Genomic DNA, 17,599 nt, shown 5'->3' on the forward strand with positions numbered 1-17,599 from the left:
AGGCGTCAGCCGGCGAGCTTGGCCAGCAACTCCGGGTCGGCGGCCGCCAGCCGTTCCGGAGGCAGCTTGCCGCCGGTGGCCAGCGTGTACTGGTCGAGCACCTCGTCCGCCGGACCGTCCGCGCGCATCCGGCCGCCCTCCAGCCACAGCACCCGGGTGCACCACTGGCGGACCACCGGGATCGAATGCGAGGTCAGCACCAGGATCTCGGCGCCGCGCACGACGCTCTCCAGCCTGGCCCTGGCCTTGCCCTGGAACGTAGAGTCGCCGGCCATGAACCACTCGTCCATCAGCAGCACCTGCGGCGCGATCGCGGTTGCCATGCCGAAGCCGAGCCGGACCACCATGCCGGCCGAGTAGGTCCGCACCGGCATGTCGAGGAAGGCGCCGAGCGCCGCGAAATCCTCGACGTCCTGCTCGAGTTGCCGCATCGCGACCGATCCGAGCGCCGAATAGCGCCCACGCAGCACGATGTTCTCGCGCCCGGTCAGCTCCATGTTCATGCCCAGGTTGGGATCGAGCAGGGCGTTCAACGTGCCGTTCACATGGATCCGGCCGGCAACCGGCTCGTAGATCCCGGCCATCACACGCAGCAGGCTCGACTTGCCGGCGCCATTATGACCGACGATGCCAAGCCGGTCGCCGGGACCGAGCGACAGGTTGATGTCGCGCAGCGCCTGCACCACCACCCGGCTGGTGGCAGCCGGGTTCGCCGCCGGCCCGGAGCTTGCCGATCCTGCGCGGGCGGGACCCAGACGGCCCGAAGCCACCGACAGCATGGTCTTCTTCAGCGACCGCGCGCCGCCATGATAGATCGGGAAATCGAGCGCCAGGTTCTCGATCCTCAGGAACGCCGGGCGCGCGGCGAAGTCCGGTTCGGGCGTCATACCCAGAATGCCAGCCGCGGCCGCGCGCGGGTGAAGATCAGCAGCGCTACCAGCCAGAGCAGCAGGCTGTAGCCGAGAGCCGAACCCCAGGCGAGCAGGCCGGCCGGTGCACCGAGCAGCGGCGAGCGCACGATCTCGAGCAGCGTGTCGAACGGGTTGATCGGCAGCCACCAGCCGTGGGCGCCGAGCTGCGACGGCTTCCAGACGATCGGCGTGATGTAGAAGGCGATCTGCATGATGCTGCCGACGATCGGCGGGATGTCGCGGAACCGCGCGCACAGGCTGCCGAGCAGGAACCCCGCGGCGATGCCATCGGCCACCCACAGCACCAGCCCCGGCAGCGACTGCAGGGCGACCCAGCCGGGCCAGGTGTCGAAGATGGCGAACACCCCGATCGGCACCACCAGGTTGTGCAGCAGCACGATGACGTTGCGCGCCACGCAGCGCAGCACCTGGACGGTGAACGGCATGCGCATCGCCCGGATCATCGTCTCGGCGTCGAGGAACACCGTACAGGCGTCGGTGGTGAGGCCGCCGATGAAGGACTGCCACAGGATCATGGAGAGCGCGAGGAAGGGCAGGTACTCGTGCAGGTTCATGGCGAACAGGCGACCGTAGATCAGCCCCATCGAGCCGACCATCACCGCACCGGACAGGGTCAGCCAGAACGGTCCCAGCGCCGAGCCCCGGTAGCGCAGCTTGATGTCGAGCCAGCCAAGCGAGATCGCCAGCCGCCAGAGCTTGAAGCCGTCGACCAGGTCGCGGCCCACCGCCTGCCGGCGCGCAGCGGTGCCCCCCCCGGCATCGATCAGCAAGCCGGTTCCCTGCCACGAGGCCGGTAGCGCCGCACCGGCTCGCTCAACGACATCGAGGGCTTCCATGGCGGTCGCGTAGCCGATCCGCCTGTCCCTCGCAACGTGGCCGTCGCCGACCGCCCGGACTGTGGATGCGGTCATCAGCCGTCCTACTAATTAGACAGCTTATTTGTAGCGAGTTAGCGATGGTTCCTGCATGATCGGACGAGGTTTCGCTGATAGGGCCACAGTTGTTATGATGCGACAGACAGGAGATCGTCGGACCATCCGCGCCGGCACGCTGCGGGCGGCCTCCACGCTCCTGTTGCTGACCCTGCTGGCCGCGTGCGCCGGCACCCCGCGCGGTCCGATGGTCCCGGTTGCCCAGGAAGCCGCCGACTACCGCGCCCATGCACGGAGCTATTACGCCCCGCCGGGCCCGGCGGACGACCCGTGGGGTCCCTATATCGAGGCCGCATCGCAACGCTTCGACGTGCCTGATGCCTGGATCCGCGCGGTCATGCACCAGGAGTCCGGCGGCCACGAATTCATCAACGGCCAGTTCGTGACCTCGGTGCCCGGCGCGATGGGCCTGATGCAGCTGATGCCGCCGACCTACGACGACATGCGCAACCAGTATGCGCTGGGGTCCGACCCATACGAGCCGCACGACAACATCATGGCCGGCACCGCCTACCTGCGCCAGATGTACGACATCTATGGCTCGCCCGGCTTCCTGGCCGCCTACAACACCGGCCCCGGCCGCCTCGACGACTTCCTGACCCGCAACCGCGCACTGCCGAACGAGACCCGCCAGTACGTGGCAATCATCGGCCCGCAGATCGCCGGGATCTTTCCGAGCAGCCGCTCTCAGGCCGACCTCATGGTGATGAACCATGTCTCCGCCGGCAGCGTCATGCTGGCTTCGGCGCAGAACCAGCAGGAAACCAGGTCGGTGCGCATGGCCTGGGCTCGTCGGCGCGACCACTCCGCCGGCGACGACCAGCCGATGCAGGTCGCCGAGGCGCCGGCGCTGCCGGTCGCGACGCCGGCCTACCAGACAAGCTGGCATCGCATGACCCCGTCTCGCGCCGTGCCGGTGCAGGTTGCCGCCGCAACGCCGCCGGTCGCCAGCATCAGCCGGGTGTGGGCCAGCCGCCTCGCCGCCTCGCCCGCGCAGCCGGCCCCGGTGGCGGTCGCGGCCGCCGCTCCGGCGAGGGCCATCCCGAGCGCCGCGGTGGCTGCACCCGTCATGATCGCACGCGCCGAGGCGATGCCGCGGCGCTTCCACCTGGTGGCGCCGGCGATGGCGATGAGCGTCCCCGCCGCCCGCTACGACACCCCTGGCCGCGACTGGGCGATCCAGGTCGGCGCATTCGGCACCGAGGGCCAGGCCAGCGAGGCAGCCGGAAGCGCACGGTCGCGCATGCGAAGCCTGCTGCCCGGCGCACAGACCGAGGTCGCCGGCATCCGCGCCGGTCGTGGCGCGCGCATCTACCGGGCACGCCTGACCGGGCTGTCACGGGCCGGCGCGATGCAGGCCTGCCAGCGGCTCGGCCATGGCGATTGCATCGTGGTGTCCCCGGACGGCAGGCTGTGACCACGCCGCGCAGCCCTGGAGGAACGCTCGCCCTCGCCGCCACCCTGCTGGGCCTGGGCCTGAGTGCGACAAGCGCCCACGCCGCGTTGCCGCTCGGCGCCAAGGCCCCGGACTTCACCGCGCAGGCCACCCTCGGCGGCCACGAGTTCCGGTTCTCGCTGGCCGATGCGCTCAGGCATGGTCCGGTGGTGGTGTATTTCTACCCGGCGGCCTTTACCGAGGGCTGCACCATCGAGGCGCACGACTTCGCCGCCGCCATCCCCGACTACAAGGCGGCCGGCGCCACGGTGATCGGCGTGTCGGAGGACGGGATCGCGAAGCTGGACAAGTTCTCGGTCAGCGAGTGTCAGGGCAAGTTCCCGGTGGCGGCCGATGCCGACGGCAGCATCGCGCGCCGCTACGACGCGCTGCTGCCGATCGTGCATTTCGCCAGCCGCACCTCCTACGTCATCGCGCCGGATGGTTCGGTGCTGGAGAGCTACAACGCGATGAACCCCGACGGCCACGTGCAGAAGACGCTGGCCGCGGTGCAGGCCTGGCAAGCCCGCCGGAAATCCTGAGCCTGCGCCCTCGAGACCCCCTCAGAGGGTCTCGAGGTAGGCGGTGTATTCAGCCTCTTCCATCAGCCCGTTGAATGCTTCCGGGTCGGTCGGCTCCATCCGGAAGAACCACGCCTCGCCCTCGGCATCGCGGTTCACCAGGCTGGAGTCCTCGGCCAGCACCTCGTTGACCTCGAGCACCTTGCCGGCGAATGGGGCGAAGACGTCCGATGCCGCCTTCACGCTCTCGACCACGGCGCAGCTCTCGCCCTCGGCGAGATCGCGGTCCGGCTCCGGCAACTCGATGAACACCACGTCGCCGAGCGCCTCCTGGGCATGGTCGGTGATGCCGATCGTGGTGGTGCCGTCATCTTCCAGACGGACCCACTCGTGTTCCTTGGTGTAGCGGATGTCTGCCATCGTCGTTCCTCGATCCGGTCCCGTTCAGCGGGGCATATGCGCGCGATTGTACGCAAGTTGCTCCGGCGATAGCTGGAATCCAACCTCCAGACGGTAGCTCGCGCTGCTCATCCGCCGCGAGATCGGCAATTCGAGCTCCAGCGGATCACTCTTCAGCGCCAGCCGGTCGGCATTCGGCGGGAAGGTGGCATCGAGGGTCAGGTCGTGCTTGCTGACGATCTGGTCGCCATGCAGCACCGCCACGAAGTAGGGCAGCGTGACGGTGCGATAGCTCGCCGCCGGCCCGCGCTGCACCCCGATCGTCACGCTGATGGTGGTGTGCAGCGCATGACCCTTCTCGGCATTGCTGCAGGTGCCGCCGACCGCGGCGATGCTGGCGTGGGTGACCAGCGTCGACAGGTCGTGCGATGGCCCGGCATAGCTGGTGAGGTCGGCGGCGTCGGCGAGGATGCCGACCGGCACGCAGTCCGGCGCGAAGGCGTTCGGATCGTCCGGGCCGCACGAGGCGAGCGAGAGCAGCGCCAGAAGCGGGAGGATTGGCACCACACGCCGCGCGGATAATGCGCCGGACGTCAGGGCATGGTTGCGATCGGGCAGGTTCATTCTCGACTTTCGGCCTCTGTCGCCTGTAAGGCAGGGTCCCGGAGCGGGACGGGCGCCTGTGAGGCAGGGTCCCGTCGCGGGGCGGGTTGAGCGGCATGCGCCCGCGTGGGTCGCCTTTCGGACTGCGCTCGCCATATACTGCCGACCGCTCGGAAGGGGAACACCATGCCGGACCAGATGCTCGATCAACCAAGCGCCCTTGCACCGGGTTCCACCGGCGAGCACGCGACGATGCGCCCGCTGCGCGTCCTGCTGGCGGGGCCGCGCGGGTTCTGCGCCGGAGTGGACCGGGCGATCCGCGTGGTCGAGGAGGCAATCCGCCGCTACGGTGCGCCCGTCTATGTCCGCCATGAGATCGTGCACAACCGCACCGTGGTCGAGCAGCTCGAGGCTCAGGGCGCGATCTTCGTCGAGGAGCTCGACGAGGTGCCGCCCGACGGACAGGTCGTGTTCTCCGCGCACGGTGTGCCGAAATCGGTGCCGGCCGAGGCGCAGCGCCGCAACCTGCTCTATCTCGATGCCACCTGCCCGCTGGTCAGCAAGGTGCACCGCGAGGCCGAGCGGCACTATGCCGAGGGCGGCCCGGACAGCCGGCACATCCTGATGATCGGCCATGCCGGCCATCCCGAGGTTGTCGGCACCATGGGACAGCTGCCGCCGGGCGCGGTGACCCTGGTACAGGACGCCGAGGAGGCGCGCCGGGTGCAGCCTGCCGACCCCGAGCGTCTGGCCTTCATCACCCAGACCACGCTGTCGGTCGATGACACCGCCGAGATCGTCTCGGTGCTGCGCGGCCGGTTCCCGATGCTGGAAGGGCCCAAGCGCGAGGACATCTGCTACGCCACCACCAACCGCCAGGAGGCGGTCAAGGCGATCGCGCCTGGCTGCGACCTGGTCATCGTCATCGGCAGCCCGAACTCGTCGAACTCGCAGCGGCTGCGCGAAGTGGCGGAGCGCTCGGGCGCGCCGCGCGCCCTGCTGGTGCCGCGCCTGCGCGACCTCGACTGGTCGGCGCTCGACGGCGTCGACACGCTCGGCATCACCGCCGGCGCCTCGGCGCCTGAGACGCTGGTGCAGGAGATGGTGAACGCGCTGTCGGTGCGCTTCGCCCTCGAGATCGAGGAGCGGACCGTGAAGCAGGAGGACGTCATCTTCAAGCTTCCCGCCCCGCTCGGCTGAGATCGTTCGACGATGCTACTACGGCGGCCATCCGAGACGGCGTTCCCCCGCTCCGATGCTCACGGCCCCCCTGTTGAAGCGTCGGCGACCGCCCCGCTCCGGTGCTTGAAAACCCACGCCGGGCGGCGTCGATCGACGCCTCCGACACGCCGTAGCGCACTCTCGAACGATATCTGAGACCGACGAGAAGGCATGGCGGTCTATACCGAGGTCTCGGACGACGCGCTGTTGGCGTTCCTGCGGGAATACAGGATCGGCGAGCTGGTGGCCTTTCGCGGCATCGCCGAAGGGGTCGAGAACAGCAATTTCTCGCTGCGCACGACGCAGGGCGACTTCATCCTCACTCTCTACGAGAAGCGCGTCGAGCAGCGCGAGCTGCCCTGGTTCCTCGGCCTCATGCGGCACCTCTCGGCACAGGGTGTGACCTGCCCGCAACCGGTGGCCGGGCAGGATGGCGAGGCGCTGCGAACGCTGTGCGGGCGGCCGGCGGCGATCACCAGCTTCCTGCCCGGGGTCTGGCCGCGCCGGGTGCGCGTCGAGCATTGCCGGCCGCTCGGCGGGATGCTGGCGCGGCTGCATGTCGCGGGCCTCGGCTACGCGCCGATCCGCCCGAACGCGCTCGGTCCGGAGTCCTGGGGCCCCTTGCTGGCACTGAGCCGGGACCGCGCCGATACCGTGCAGGCCGGCCTCGCCTCCGAACTCGACCGGGCGCTGGCGACGATCCTGCCGGCCTGGCCCGCCACCACTGGACCGGCGGCGCTGCCCGTCGGACAGATCCACGCTGACCTGTTTCCGGACAACGTGTTCTTCCTCGGGCGCGAGCTGTCCGGGGTGATCGACTTCTATTTTGCCTGCACCGACCTGCTCGCCTACGACATCGCCGTGTGCCTGAACGCCTGGTGCTTCGAGCCGGGCTGGGAGTTCAACGTCACCAAGGCCCGCGCCCTGCTGGCAGGCTACGCGGCGATCCGCCCGCTGACCGATGCCGAAAGCGCCGCGCTACCGGTGCTGGCGCAGGGTGCGGCGATCCGCTTCCTGCTCACCCGGCTGTTCGACTGGCTGCACCAGGCGCCCGGCGCGATGGTGACGCCGAAGGATCCGCTCGACTACCTGAAGCGACTGCGCTTCCACCTCGCGGCCAGGGATGCGCATGCCTATGGACTCTGACACAGATCCCGTCGTTGCGCTGGTCGAGATCTGGACCGATGGCGGCTGCCGCCCCAATCCCGGTCCAGGCGGCTGGGCGGCGCTGCTGCGCTTCGGCGCACGCGAGCGCGAGCTGAGCGGTGGCGAGAAACAGACCACCAACAACCGCATGGAGCTGACCGCCGCCGCCGAGGCGCTGGAGGCGCTGACCCGGCCCTGCACGGTGGCGCTGCATACCGACAGCGAATATCTCCGCAACGGCGTCACCCGCTGGAGCACCGGCTGGGTGCGGCGCAACTGGCGCAACGCGGCGGGCGACCCGGTCGCCAACATGGATCTGTGGCGGCGCGTGCTGGACGCGGCGAAGCGGCACCAGGTCTCGTGGCACTGGGTGCGCGGCCATGCCGGCCATGTCGAGAACGACCGCGTCGACCGGCTCGCCACCGCGGCCCGGATCGCGGTCGAGCAGGGTCTTGGCTGACGACGACAGCCTGGCGTCCGGATACCCGGTCACCCCCGATGGCCGCTACCTGGTGGTGCGGGGACGTCTCTGGCGCCGCTCCGATCCACACCTGCCGGATCATGAACGGGCCCGGCTGGTCGCCGAACTGATGTCGGCACGCCGCGCCAAGGGCGTCGCCATCAGGGCCGGCGATCCGGCGGCCCGGGCGGCGGCAAGGGCGCGCGTCGAGGCCGCCAAGGTGGCGCTCGGCGAACGAGGCCCGGTCTGGTGGACCGATGGAACGCCGGACCTGAACCGGCACATGGTCGCGAACACCTCCTACTCGGCGTGGTTCACGAGCACCGGAAATGGCGACGCCGGGTAAGGCCGGGATCTAAAGTCCGCCGGGTGACATTGCCAGGGGGACGGCTTGGACAAGGACCGGCTTGCCGCATTCAGCGACGGCGTCATCGCCGTCATCATCACCATCATGGTGCTCGACCTGCACGCCCCGCACGCGACCGATCTCGCGGCGCTGCGCGAGGTGGCGCCCGCCTTCCTGAGCTACGTGCTCAGCTTCGTCTATGTCGCGATCTACTGGAACAACCACCACCACCTCTTCCATGTCGTGGAAAAGGTTGATGGCGCCCTGCTCTGGGCGAACATGCACCTGCTGTTCTGGCTGTCGCTGATCCCGTTCGCGACCGGCTGGATGGGCGAGAACCATTTTCCGGCAGTTCCGACGGCGATCTACGGCCTGTCGCTGCTGATGCCGGCGCTGGCCTGGATGGTGCTGCAGGCGATCATCATCCGTTCGCAGGGAGCGGATTCCAAGTTGGCGCGGGCCGTGGGGCGTGACCTGAAGGGCAAGTTGTCGCCGCCGCTCTATGTCGCCGGCATTCTGTTCGCGTTCCTCGATACGCGCATCTCGGATGCGATCTATGCCGGTGTCGCGCTGCTCTGGATCATCCCGGACCGGCGGATCGAGCACCGGCTCTGACGGAAAAAGAAAGGGCCGCACCTTGCGGTGCGGCCCCTGTCGTCCTGGATTTGGTGTCGCTCAGAAGCTGGCGCGCACCGTGAAGGTGATCGCAGCCGGCTCGCCGGGCAGCGCGTCGTTGAAGGCGCGCGTGCAGCCATAGTTGCTGATCTGCTGACCCTTGAACGGACCGGTGGTGAATGTTCCGCAAGAGGACGGCGAGATCTGGTTGTAGAAATACTGAAAGTAGCGGGTGTTGAAGATATTGAGCCCGTTGAGGTCGAAGTCGATCGTATGCAACGGACCGGCATGGCCGTGCATCGGCAGCTTGTAGTTCAGGTCAAGGTTGAACACCGCAAACGGCTGGATGCCCCCATTGGGATTGTAGACTGTCTGGCCCGCGGTGGCGTTGTAGTAGCCATAGGTGCCAAAGGGCGGCACGCCCGCGATCGAGCCGATGTTGGTCAGGCCGGTCACATCGTAGGTGGTCGCCTGCTTACCGGTATACTGGCCCTCGAAGCGTACGTTGAACTCGTCGCCATGGGTCAGCGTGCTACGATGATCGTAGTCTACGCCGAAGGTCGACAGCCAGTCCGGCACGCCAGACTCGGGAGCCCCACGCAATGCCAGGCCAAACTGGTCCTCCTGCACCGTCACTGAGGCGAGCGACGTCTTCAAGTATTTCGCGAGCGTGTGCGAGACGTTACCGAAGAGCTGCCAGTCATGCGAGACTTGGTAGATCGCCGATGCCTCGATACCCTTGCTCTCGCGCTGGCCAAGGTTCGAGTAGATCTCGGTGCCCTGGAGCGGGCCAGATTGATACTGGAAGAAACCGAAATCGCGCTCGATGTGCTGGTAGAAGTAGTCGAACGACAGCGACAGGTTTTGCCGGTTGTACTTGATACCGCCCTCATACATATGGACGATCGAGGCGCCCGGCGGACCCGAACCTGCAGCGTTCGGCCCGAAATCGGTGGTCGGCGCGAACAGGGCCGAGGTTGCGTAGCTCGCGTAGAGCGAAACGCCGCGCGCCGCCGGCAGGATCTTGTCGAGGTCGTAGGCCACGTTCATGAAAGGCAGCCACTCGCGGTCCCACTTGTGGGCCTTGTACTGGCCGTTCAGGCAGTCGTTCCCCGCCTGGCAGTAGGCGGTAGCCAGCAGGCTGGCAGAGGGCGTGCCGTTCAGGATCTTGTCGCCGTCGGCGCTCGAGTCCGTGCCCTCGAGCGTCACGCCCGGCGTCAGGTGCAGGGTGTTCTGGAACAGGTCGATCTTGTCCTGGGCATAGCCCTGGTAGATCGTCCGCTGCGTGCCGCCGTCGAACCCGTTGACCTGGTTGGCCGGGGTGTGCGGGATCTCGGAGTAAATGCCAAGGTAGGACGGACCGGTGTTGGCACCCGGGGAGGCGTCCGACGTCTCCTTGGCGACCAGCCCACCGATCTTGATGGTGTTCGCAATGCCGAAGATGTTCGGGGGCGTAATCGTGACACGCGGCTGGAAACCATACGTGTCGTCATGTACGCGGCTGTATTCGGAGTTGAAGCCGCAGGGATTGGTTTGTCCTGCCGCGGCAAATTGCGCAACGGTACTGGCTGGGCAACCAGCGGTCTGCGGGTTGGCGCCGTAGAAGTAGCTCTGTGGGTCGTAGTAGGGTCCGCCGGGCTGGTAGCCGCTCTGCTCTCCGAAGCCTGCAACGGTCTGGTTGAACGGGCTCGCGCCGCCTACGGTAGCAGATCCGGGTTCGCCGCTCGGGGCAAAGATGGTCGGGTTGCCGTAGTTCTCTGTGTAGGAGTCCGAGTACAGGTAGAAAGCCGTAAGACCGGCGGTGATGTAGTCGTTAATGTAGGTGTCGTTCTTCAGGATCAGCGTGAAGTAGTCGTTGTTCTGGCGGACGAACTGTTGGTCAGGCGAGTAGTTGCTGAACTCGCCGTTCTGCGCGAGGTACGGCAGCGGCACCGGCTCCGGCGTGATCAGGCCGCTACCTGTGTTGTAGATGGCCGTCGCCTGGAACAGCGACAGTCCGTCGCCGTACGGCTTGTCGAACGCGAACTCCATGTTGTTGTAGCGCGCCGGCGTGTAGTCGATATAGCCGGCGGTCTGCAGGTTGGAGTATTTCAGCATCATCTTCGGCGCATCGTCGCCGGTGCCGAGCAGGCCGCCGAAGACCTTGTCAAGGCGACCGGTATCGACCTCGAAGCCTTCGTTGAAGGTCTTGAAGGAGCCGACCGAGCCGAACACGTCGACCTTGGACTCGTTGCTCGGACGCAGGCTGGAATACGCGATGGTGCCGCCGATGGTCCCGAAGGTGCTCTTGTCCGGATAGGCCACGCCTGGATACAGCGAGACGCCGCTGATCTGGTCGAGGTTGAAGTGGCCCCCGAGCAGGTTCTGCAGGTAACTGCCGCCGCCGCCGTTGAGCAGATCCTGCATCGGCACGCCGTCGAGCGTCTGCGCCACCTCGAGGCCGCGCGCACCACGGATCGAGATCACCGGCTCGTTGTTGCCGATGCCCTGCTGATACACATAGACCGAGGGAGCGGCACGCAGCAGCGTCGCGGTGCTGCCCTGCACGCCGGTCTGCGCGATCTGCGCGGAGCCTAGCTCGGTCACGCCGCTCGGAGAGTTCTTCTCACGCAGCAACTGCCGCGCGGCCCGCACGGTGATGTTCTCGGAGGGGGCGGCCGTATTGCCGTTGGCCGAACCGGCCGACTGCGTGCCGGTGTTGGCGGGCAGGCCGGGGGGCGGATTGTTGGTCGGGACCTGGGCAACAACCGCGGTGGTCGTCAGCAGTAGTGACGAGATCGCCGTCGCGCCAAGCAACGTGCGCTTCCGGTGAACAGCTAGTGACGTCTGCACACTATAGGCTCCCTGTATCTGGCCGCTCAGGCCTGTCGATGCAGGGTTAGCGCAAGGGTGATACCTCCGAAATGGGTTAGTTGCCGGTCAGGCAGGGTTCCAAAGCGATGTGTCCGAATTGTCACGACCAGAAGATCGAGCTCAAAGCAAGCCACAGCACATAGTAAACGCTTGGTTTTTGGAGGTTTCTGCGCAATATATGTAAAGGGATACGGTCTGTTACATGGCTCCCGGGCATCAACGCGGTGGATTCACCTTGCTGCAGGGCCGCCGTGGAAGATGTTGCCTACGAAACGAGCAGCGAATGCTGCCGAATTGCTCAACTGCTATTTGCAATCGGCTTGGCAACGACATCCGACACGCGGCCGCGCCTGACCCGGATCGCCTGCCAGGGCTTGCCCGGCAACCGCACGCCGAACGCTGCTTCCGGCGAGCCACCCGCCATCGCGCCGCCACGCTGGCGCAGCGCCGGCGACAACGGAAGCGGCGCCTTCCCGATGCGGGTCACGGTCATCTCCCAGGTGTCGATCAGGTCGATCTCGTAGTCGCCGTCGTCCATCGGCAGCCCTACCGCCCAATGCGCCGGCTGGTGCTCGCCGAAATAGAGCAGCCGGTAGTCGCCATCGCGCGCGCCCGAGACGCGGTTGAATTCCCAGCGCCCGTCCTCGCTCAGCGGCGTCAGCCCGGTCTCGACATCCTCCTCGACCAGGGCACGCAGGAAGGCGATGCGCGGTGCACTCTCGCCCCGCAACATGCCGCCCTTCGCCCACCACAGCAGGTCGTCATCCTGCAGATACGTCTCGCCATGCCCGCCATAGCCGCCGCGCACCACGGTGAGCCAGAACCGGTGCACCAGCTCGCGCGCCGAGATGTTGCCCCAGGGGCGCGGGATATCGCCCTCGTACTCCATCTCGTCGTTGACGAGCGGCTTGCCCCATTCCTGGCGCCATTCCGCAGTCCGCTTCACGTCCCAGTCCTGCACCGAGACATGCGTGATCCAATCCTTGCGATGGTCGTACTTCATCGACACCTCGCCGTTGTGGATCGACATCGGGTGGCCGTATGGGTCCCACTCGCGGATGCGCTGGCAGAACCGGTCCCATACCGGCAGCGGCTTCACGTCGAGCAGGAAGTCGTACTCGTTGGCGAGCGACCACCAGACATTGCGATAGCCGCAGAGCCGCGCAACCACGTGGCGCAGGTAGGCGAGATCCTGCGCCTCCGACATCGCGCAATAGCCCCAGCGGTCGTAGGGATGGAACAGGATGATGTCGGCCTCGATGCCGATCTGCATGAGGGCCGCCACCTGGCGCTCAAGATGCCGGAAGGCGGCATGGTTCGGCCGGTCGAAATCCTCCCGCCCGTCCGGCCCGAGTTCGAACATCCGGTGCAGCGGCTCGTTCTCGCTATAGATGTAGTGCTTCGGAAACACCCCCATGCGGAGCTTGTTGAAGCCGGCGCCGGCGAGGGTGGCGAGGGTCTGCTGCTGCATCGCCAACGGCTGGTGGGTCCAGGCATAGCAGGTGGTGCCGAACGGGAAATACCGCGTGCCGTCGGCATGGGCGAAGTGGAACCGGTCGCGCACCGCGACCGGCCCGTGTGCACCCGGCCCGGCAGGGCCGCAGAAGAAATCCCCCCGCAGGCCATCGAGTTCGGCCCGGTTGCAGCGCGTGACATAGCGCCATTCTCCAAGCCGGTCCGGCATGTGCCGCACGCGATACGTGCCGTCGCCATCGTGGTAGCCCGGGACGACGACCTCGCGTCCGTCACACGCGAAAACCACATCGAGCGTCACGTCATGATGCGGATTGCCGTCCCGCGGCCCGGCAAATTCGGTTTCGAACACGCCCCACAGGGACGTCGTCGCGGGTTCCGGCATCGGCTCACTCCTTGACCGCACCGGCGGTCAGGCCGCCGATGAAGTAGCGCTGAAAGATCAGGTAGACGATCGCCGCCGGCAGCACGGTCATGACGATCGCCGCATTCAGCTGCCCGTAGGCGCTGGCGAACTGGCCCTGGAAACTCATCAACCCGAGCGGCAGCGTCCATCTGCCGGAATCCTGGAGGATCACCAGCGCCATGGCGAACTCGTTCCAGGTCGCCACGAAATCCAGGATCACCAGCGCCGCCAGCGCCGGCAGCGACAGCGGCAGGAATATGCGCCAGAAGATGGTCAGGTGGTTCGCGCCGTCCAGCAGCGCCGCCTCGGTCATTTCCTTCGGCACGTGCCGGAAGAAGCCGCGCAGCACGAACACCTGGTACGGCACGCCGAATGCGATGTAGGGCAGGATGACGCCGACATAGGTGTTGATCAGGCCCAGCGAGTTGACCAGGCTGAAAAGCGGCGCCAGCAGCACCTGGAACGGGATCATGGTGCCGAACAGGATCGCCAGGAACACCGTGTTGCGACCGGGTATGCGCATCTGCGCCAGCGCGTAGGCGGCCATCGCCGACAACAACAGGCCGAGCGGCACCTTGATGCAGGTGATGATGACGCTGTTGAGGAAGGTTGCGGCGAAATTGCCGCGTCCCCAGGCCTGCGCATAGTTGCTCCAGGCCGGGTGTGCCGGCAGCGCGAACACCGTGGTCGCGTAGATCTCCGCCTCCGTCTTCAGCGACGTGAGCAGGATGAACACGAACGGCGCAACCCAGAGCGCGGCTGCGATCACCAGGATCGTCCACAGCGCGACCAGGAACCAGTCGGGTCGCTTCATGCCGCGTCCTCGCGCCGCTGTGTCCAGCGCAGGTAGGGGATGACCACCAGGGCGGTCACCGCCAGCAGCACCACCGCGATCGCGCTGCCATGACCGAAATCATGCAGCTGCATCGACTGCGTGTAGGCCCAGAAGGCGAGCAGCTGGGTGGATTGCGCCGGGCCGCCATGCGTCATGCCGTAGACGATGTCGAAGGTGCGGAACGAGTTGATCAGCGACAGCACGATCACCACGGTGATGGTCGAGCCGAGCGCCGGCAGCGTGACGTGGCGGAAGCATTGCGCCCGGTTGGCGCCGTCAAGCCGGGCCGCTTCCAGCAGCGTCGGCGAGACATTCGACAGCCCGGCCAGGAACAGCACCATGGCGAACCCGGCGGTCTGCCAGACATAGGCGACAAACACCGCGTACAGCGCCACCCGCCGGTCGCCGAGCCAGTCCTGGATCAGGCGCTGCAGTCCGGCATCGGTAAGCAGCGAGTTCACGATGCCGAAGAACGGGTCGTACATCCAGCGCCACATGGTCGCCACCGCGATCGGCGCGATGATCACCGGCAGGTAGAACATCGCCCGCAGCGCATTGCGGCCGCGCAGCTTCTGGTTGAGACCGAGTGCAAGCGCGAAGCCAATCGCGGGCGGGATCGCGACCGACAGCAGCGTCCAGATCACGCTGTTGCCGAACGCCGTCCAGAACACCGCATCCTCGGTGAATATGAAGCGGAAATTCGCAAGCCCGATGAAGGCGGCATGCGGCGACAGCCCGTCCCAGCGCATGACGCTGAGCCGGATCACGTCGAGGAACGGCAGCACGGCGAACACGCCATAGGCGAGCAGCGCCGGGCCGAGCAGGATGACCGCCTGCCACGGCGCACCGAGCCGGCCCGGCTTCGGCGCTCCGGAAGCGAGGGCTGGCATGCGGGTCAGTGGTGCCGGTTGGCGATGAAGCTCTGCATGGCGGCCGAAGCTGCCGCGGGCTGCATGGTGTCGATGGCGACCGCATTGATGATGCGCCAGTATTCGGTGGTGACATCGAGCGGGAAGGCCTGGTCGCCATTCACGAAGGTGCCGGTCGTGGACGCCAGGGTGCGGTTCCACTGCATGTCGAGCGGCTGCGTCCGCCCATTGTAGTCGATCCCCTTGTCGACCGACGTGGAGCCGAACTGCCCGAGATGCTTCTGCTGTTCGGCCGGCGAGGTGATGAAGTCGAGGAACGCGGTGGCCGCCGCCTTGTTCTGGCTACGTGCACTCACATAGAAATACTCGCTGAAGAAATACAGCCGTCCGGTCCCGGTCGGGAACAGGAACAGGCCGAAATTCGAGATGTCGGTGTGCGCCTGGATCATGTGCACGAACCAGTCGCCTTCCAGGATCATTGCCGCACGTCCGGCATAGAACAGTCCCTGCGCCTGGTCGTCCGCGAGGCCCATGAACGGCTTCAAGGTGTAGTCGTCGGCCCAATGCTTCATCTGGGTGAAGCTTGCGGTGGCGCAGGGCTCGGTCGCCCAGTTCGCCTGCATCGAGGTCAGTGCATCATGTTTCGCCGCCCCGCATTCGGTCTCGAGCAGCTCGTCCATCAGCCGCATCAGGTGCCAGTTGACGCTGCCGCCGAACACGATCGGCGCGATCCCGGCCGCCTTCAGCTTGTCGGCGTCCGCGGTCAATTCGGCGTATGTCGTCGGCGGAGCCGTGATGCCGGCGCGCTTGAACAGCGCCTTGTTGTAGTAGAGCCCCTCGCCATGGACCAGGAACGGCACCCCATGACGCTGCGGCGCCTTGTAGCGACGCGAATCGCCGAGTGCCGACGGCAGGAAGCGGTCGTCCCACTTGTATTGTGCGTAGGCCGCATCGAGGGGCGCACTGGCGCCGGCGTTGGCGAACTCGCCGCCCAGCCCGAGCCCGCCCCACATGTAGTAGATATCGGGGCCGGCGGAGGAGTTGATCGCGACCCGCATCGCCGCCTTGTGCTCGTCGGTCCCGCGGCTCTCCTCCTCGACATGGATACCCGGATGCGTCGCCTCGTAGTCCGCGATCATCTGCTTGAAGCCGGACATCGCGACGTCATCCCACGAGATCGTCCAGACCTTGAGGGTGGTCTCCGCGGACGCGGTGCCCGAGGTGCCGGCGACGACCTGCGCACCGAGCAGCAGTGCTGCAAACAAGATCCTGCGACCGACCAAGACATCCTCCTCGCGGCCATGTTGCACCAGCCGTCTGGTTGATCACTATGTCATCATACCAGTTCCGGCAAGCGCACGATCGCGACACGCAACCCAGGCGGCCGCTGCGACGCTGACCACGTCAGTACACGGAGTTAGGACATGACCCTGCAGACAGGCGGTGCCGGCACCCTGGCCAGCGGCGAGGCGGTGCAGCGTGTGACCCTGGTCAACGCACACGGCGTTTCGGTCGGTATCCTGAGCTTCGGCGGCATCATCGAGCATCTGCTCGCACCGGACCGTGACGGACGGCTCGCCAACATCGTCCTCGGCTATGCCGACCTCGCCGGCTACGAGGCTTATAATGGTAACACCCATTTTGGAGCCCTGATCGGACGCTACGCCAACCGCATCGCGCACGGCCGCTTCACCCTGGACGGCGCCGAGTACCGCCTGCCGGTGAATGACGGCCCGAACAGCCTGCATGGCGGCCCGGAGGGATTCGGGCGTCGGCTCTGGACCATGGCCGGGGTCGGGGAGGATGCCGTCAGGCTCACCCTGAGCAGCCCGGACGGCGAGGCCGGCTATCCCGGCAAGCTCGAAATCGAGGTGGTCTACCGGCTTACCGACGACAACGAATTGGTCATCGAATACGCCGCAAGCTGCGACGCTGCGACCGTGCTCAACCTGACCAACCACAGCTATTTCAATCTTGCCGGCGAGGCTGCGGGCTCGATCGAGGACCATGTCATCCAGATCGAGGCGGATCGTTACACGCCGGTCGATGACAGCCTGATCCCGACCGGCGACCTGGCGCCGGTCGAGGGAACACCGCTGGATTTCCGCTCGCCGACCCGTATCGGCGAGCGTGTGCGCAACGGCCACGAGCAGATTGCACTGGGTCGCGGATACGATCACAACTGGGTGCTGAACGGCGATGCCGGCATCCTGCGCCGCGCGGCCACCGTGCATGACCCGCGCTCCGGACGGGCGCTGACCTGCCTCACCACACAGCCCGGGCTGCAGTTCTACAGCGGCAACTTCCTCGACGGTACCAGGACCGGCACCTCCGGCACGCTCTACCGCCAGGCGGACGGGCTATGCCTGGAGACGCAGCACTTCCCTGACAGTCCGAACCAGCCGGCGTTTCCCTCCACCGTGCTGCGCCCCGGCGAGACCTACCGCCAGAGCACCGTCTACCGGCTGCACCTCATCTAGAGCGGAAACCGTCCAACTTGAATCGTTAGGGATTCCCGACGCGGCCGCGATGTGATTCACCATGCAGGCTGGG

At 66.7% G+C, this 17,599-nt stretch carries 17 protein-coding genes; 8 read left to right on the plus strand and 9 right to left on the minus strand.

Features of this window, described 5'->3' with window-relative positions; translation table 11 throughout:
• Nucleotides 1-5: 5 nt before the first annotated feature.
• Together FE263_RS14060 and FE263_RS14065 are read right to left on the minus strand one after the other, a co-directional pair.
• On the minus strand, nt 6-887 hold the full coding sequence (locus FE263_RS14060; RefSeq protein ID WP_138326634.1) for an ABC transporter ATP-binding protein: 882 nt from the start codon (nt 885-887) through the stop codon (nt 6-8).
• A complete protein-coding gene (locus FE263_RS14065; protein WP_138326635.1) occupies nt 884-1,843 on the minus strand; it encodes an ABC transporter permease in 960 nt (319 codons plus the stop codon). The genes FE263_RS14060 and FE263_RS14065 overlap by 4 nt, the downstream gene beginning before the upstream one ends.
• Before the next feature lie 97 nt (nt 1,844-1,940).
• Here FE263_RS14065 and FE263_RS14070 point away from each other — a divergent pair, with 97 nt between their 5' ends.
• Together FE263_RS14070 and FE263_RS14075 are read left to right on the plus strand one after the other, a co-directional pair.
• A complete protein-coding gene (locus FE263_RS14070) occupies nt 1,941-3,281 on the plus strand; it encodes a lytic transglycosylase domain-containing protein (RefSeq protein WP_171034111.1) in 1,341 nt (446 codons plus the stop codon).
• On the plus strand, nt 3,278-3,841 hold the full coding sequence (locus FE263_RS14075; protein ID WP_138326637.1) for a peroxiredoxin: 564 nt from the start codon (nt 3,278-3,280) through the stop codon (nt 3,839-3,841). Before FE263_RS14070 ends, FE263_RS14075 begins: the two co-directional genes overlap by 4 nt.
• A gap of 21 nt (nt 3,842-3,862) precedes the next feature.
• Here FE263_RS14075 and gcvH read toward each other — a convergent pair whose 3' ends face one another.
• Both gcvH and FE263_RS14085 read right to left on the minus strand, forming a co-directional pair.
• Nucleotides 3,863-4,240 carry a glycine cleavage system protein GcvH gene (gene gcvH, locus FE263_RS14080; protein ID WP_138326638.1) on the minus strand — a complete coding sequence of 126 codons (378 nt, stop codon included), beginning with the start codon at nt 4,238-4,240 and terminating at the stop codon, nt 3,863-3,865.
• Between the two features lie 24 nt (nt 4,241-4,264).
• Complete coding sequence (locus FE263_RS14085) at nt 4,265-4,843, minus strand: hypothetical protein (protein ID WP_138326639.1); 579 nt, start codon at nt 4,841-4,843, stop codon at nt 4,265-4,267.
• A 177-nt stretch (nt 4,844-5,020) separates the two neighbouring features.
• Between FE263_RS14085 and ispH the strand changes: the two genes are divergently transcribed.
• From ispH to FE263_RS14110, 5 genes are all read left to right on the plus strand, one after another.
• Nucleotides 5,021-6,022 (plus strand): 4-hydroxy-3-methylbut-2-enyl diphosphate reductase, encoded by a 1,002-nt coding sequence (gene ispH / locus FE263_RS14090; protein WP_408886194.1) that lies wholly within the window; start codon nt 5,021-5,023, stop codon nt 6,020-6,022.
• A gap of 192 nt (nt 6,023-6,214) precedes the next feature.
• Entirely contained in the window at nt 6,215-7,189 is a 975-nt protein-coding gene (locus FE263_RS14095; protein ID WP_138326641.1) for a homoserine kinase, read from the plus strand.
• Complete coding sequence (gene rnhA / locus FE263_RS14100) at nt 7,173-7,649, plus strand: ribonuclease HI (RefSeq protein ID WP_138326642.1); 477 nt, start codon at nt 7,173-7,175, stop codon at nt 7,647-7,649. The genes FE263_RS14095 and rnhA overlap by 17 nt, the downstream gene beginning before the upstream one ends.
• A complete protein-coding gene (locus FE263_RS14105; RefSeq protein ID WP_171034112.1) occupies nt 7,642-7,995 on the plus strand; it encodes a hypothetical protein in 354 nt (117 codons plus the stop codon). The genes rnhA and FE263_RS14105 overlap by 8 nt, the downstream gene beginning before the upstream one ends.
• Before the next feature lie 45 nt (nt 7,996-8,040).
• Entirely contained in the window at nt 8,041-8,610 is a 570-nt protein-coding gene (locus FE263_RS14110) for a TMEM175 family protein (protein WP_138326643.1), read from the plus strand.
• Nucleotides 8,611-8,670: 60 nt separating this feature from the next.
• Here the strand turns inward: FE263_RS14110 and FE263_RS14115 are convergent, their stop codons facing one another.
• The 5 genes from FE263_RS14115 to FE263_RS14135 form a co-directional block, all read right to left on the minus strand.
• Nucleotides 8,671-11,406, minus strand: coding sequence for a TonB-dependent receptor (locus FE263_RS14115; protein ID WP_240759578.1), 2,736 nt, complete (start codon nt 11,404-11,406; stop codon nt 8,671-8,673).
• A 355-nt stretch (nt 11,407-11,761) separates the two neighbouring features.
• Entirely contained in the window at nt 11,762-13,321 is a 1,560-nt protein-coding gene (locus FE263_RS14120) for a DUF5060 domain-containing protein (RefSeq protein WP_138326645.1), read from the minus strand.
• A 4-nt stretch (nt 13,322-13,325) separates the two neighbouring features.
• Entirely contained in the window at nt 13,326-14,156 is an 831-nt protein-coding gene (locus FE263_RS14125; RefSeq protein WP_138326646.1) for a carbohydrate ABC transporter permease, read from the minus strand.
• Entirely contained in the window at nt 14,153-15,067 is a 915-nt protein-coding gene (locus FE263_RS14130) for a carbohydrate ABC transporter permease (protein ID WP_138326647.1), read from the minus strand. The genes FE263_RS14125 and FE263_RS14130 overlap by 4 nt, the downstream gene beginning before the upstream one ends.
• Before the next feature lie 5 nt (nt 15,068-15,072).
• Nucleotides 15,073-16,329 (minus strand): ABC transporter substrate-binding protein, encoded by a 1,257-nt coding sequence (locus FE263_RS14135; RefSeq protein WP_138326648.1) that lies wholly within the window; start codon nt 16,327-16,329, stop codon nt 15,073-15,075.
• A gap of 141 nt (nt 16,330-16,470) precedes the next feature.
• On the opposite strand from FE263_RS14135, the gene FE263_RS14140 reads away from it, so the two are divergent.
• Complete coding sequence (locus FE263_RS14140) at nt 16,471-17,526, plus strand: aldose epimerase family protein (protein ID WP_138326649.1); 1,056 nt, start codon at nt 16,471-16,473, stop codon at nt 17,524-17,526.
• Nucleotides 17,527-17,599 lie beyond the last annotated feature (73 nt).

It is taken from the genome of Lichenicoccus roseus (genome assembly GCF_005844085.1).
In the GTDB taxonomy this organism is placed as follows: Bacteria; Pseudomonadota; Alphaproteobacteria; order Acetobacterales; family Acetobacteraceae; genus Lichenicoccus; species Lichenicoccus roseus.

Bases quoted from the DNA above. Each gene is read 5' to 3' on its own strand.
- FE263_RS14060 (WP_138326634.1), bottom strand. From the start codon at position 887: ATGACGCCCGAACCGGACTTCGCCGCGCGCCCGGCGTTCCTGAGGATC.
- FE263_RS14065 (WP_138326635.1), bottom strand. From the start codon at position 1,843: ATGACCGCATCCACAGTCCGGGCGGTCGGCGACGGCCACGTTGCGAGG.
- FE263_RS14070 (WP_171034111.1), top strand. From the start codon at position 1,941: ATGCGACAGACAGGAGATCGTCGGACCATCCGCGCCGGCACGCTGCGG.
- gcvH (WP_138326638.1), bottom strand. From the start codon at position 4,240: ATGGCAGACATCCGCTACACCAAGGAACACGAGTGGGTCCGTCTGGAA.
- FE263_RS14085 (WP_138326639.1), bottom strand. From the start codon at position 4,843: ATGAACCTGCCCGATCGCAACCATGCCCTGACGTCCGGCGCATTATCC.
- ispH (WP_408886194.1), top strand. From the start codon at position 5,021: ATGCTCGATCAACCAAGCGCCCTTGCACCGGGTTCCACCGGCGAGCAC.
- FE263_RS14095 (WP_138326641.1), top strand. From the start codon at position 6,215: ATGGCGGTCTATACCGAGGTCTCGGACGACGCGCTGTTGGCGTTCCTG.
- rnhA (WP_138326642.1), top strand. From the start codon at position 7,173: ATGCCTATGGACTCTGACACAGATCCCGTCGTTGCGCTGGTCGAGATC.
- FE263_RS14120 (WP_138326645.1), bottom strand. From the start codon at position 13,321: ATGCCGGAACCCGCGACGACGTCCCTGTGGGGCGTGTTCGAAACCGAA.
- FE263_RS14125 (WP_138326646.1), bottom strand. From the start codon at position 14,156: ATGAAGCGACCCGACTGGTTCCTGGTCGCGCTGTGGACGATCCTGGTG.
- FE263_RS14130 (WP_138326647.1), bottom strand. From the start codon at position 15,067: ATGCCAGCCCTCGCTTCCGGAGCGCCGAAGCCGGGCCGGCTCGGTGCG.
- FE263_RS14140 (WP_138326649.1), top strand. From the start codon at position 16,471: ATGACCCTGCAGACAGGCGGTGCCGGCACCCTGGCCAGCGGCGAGGCG.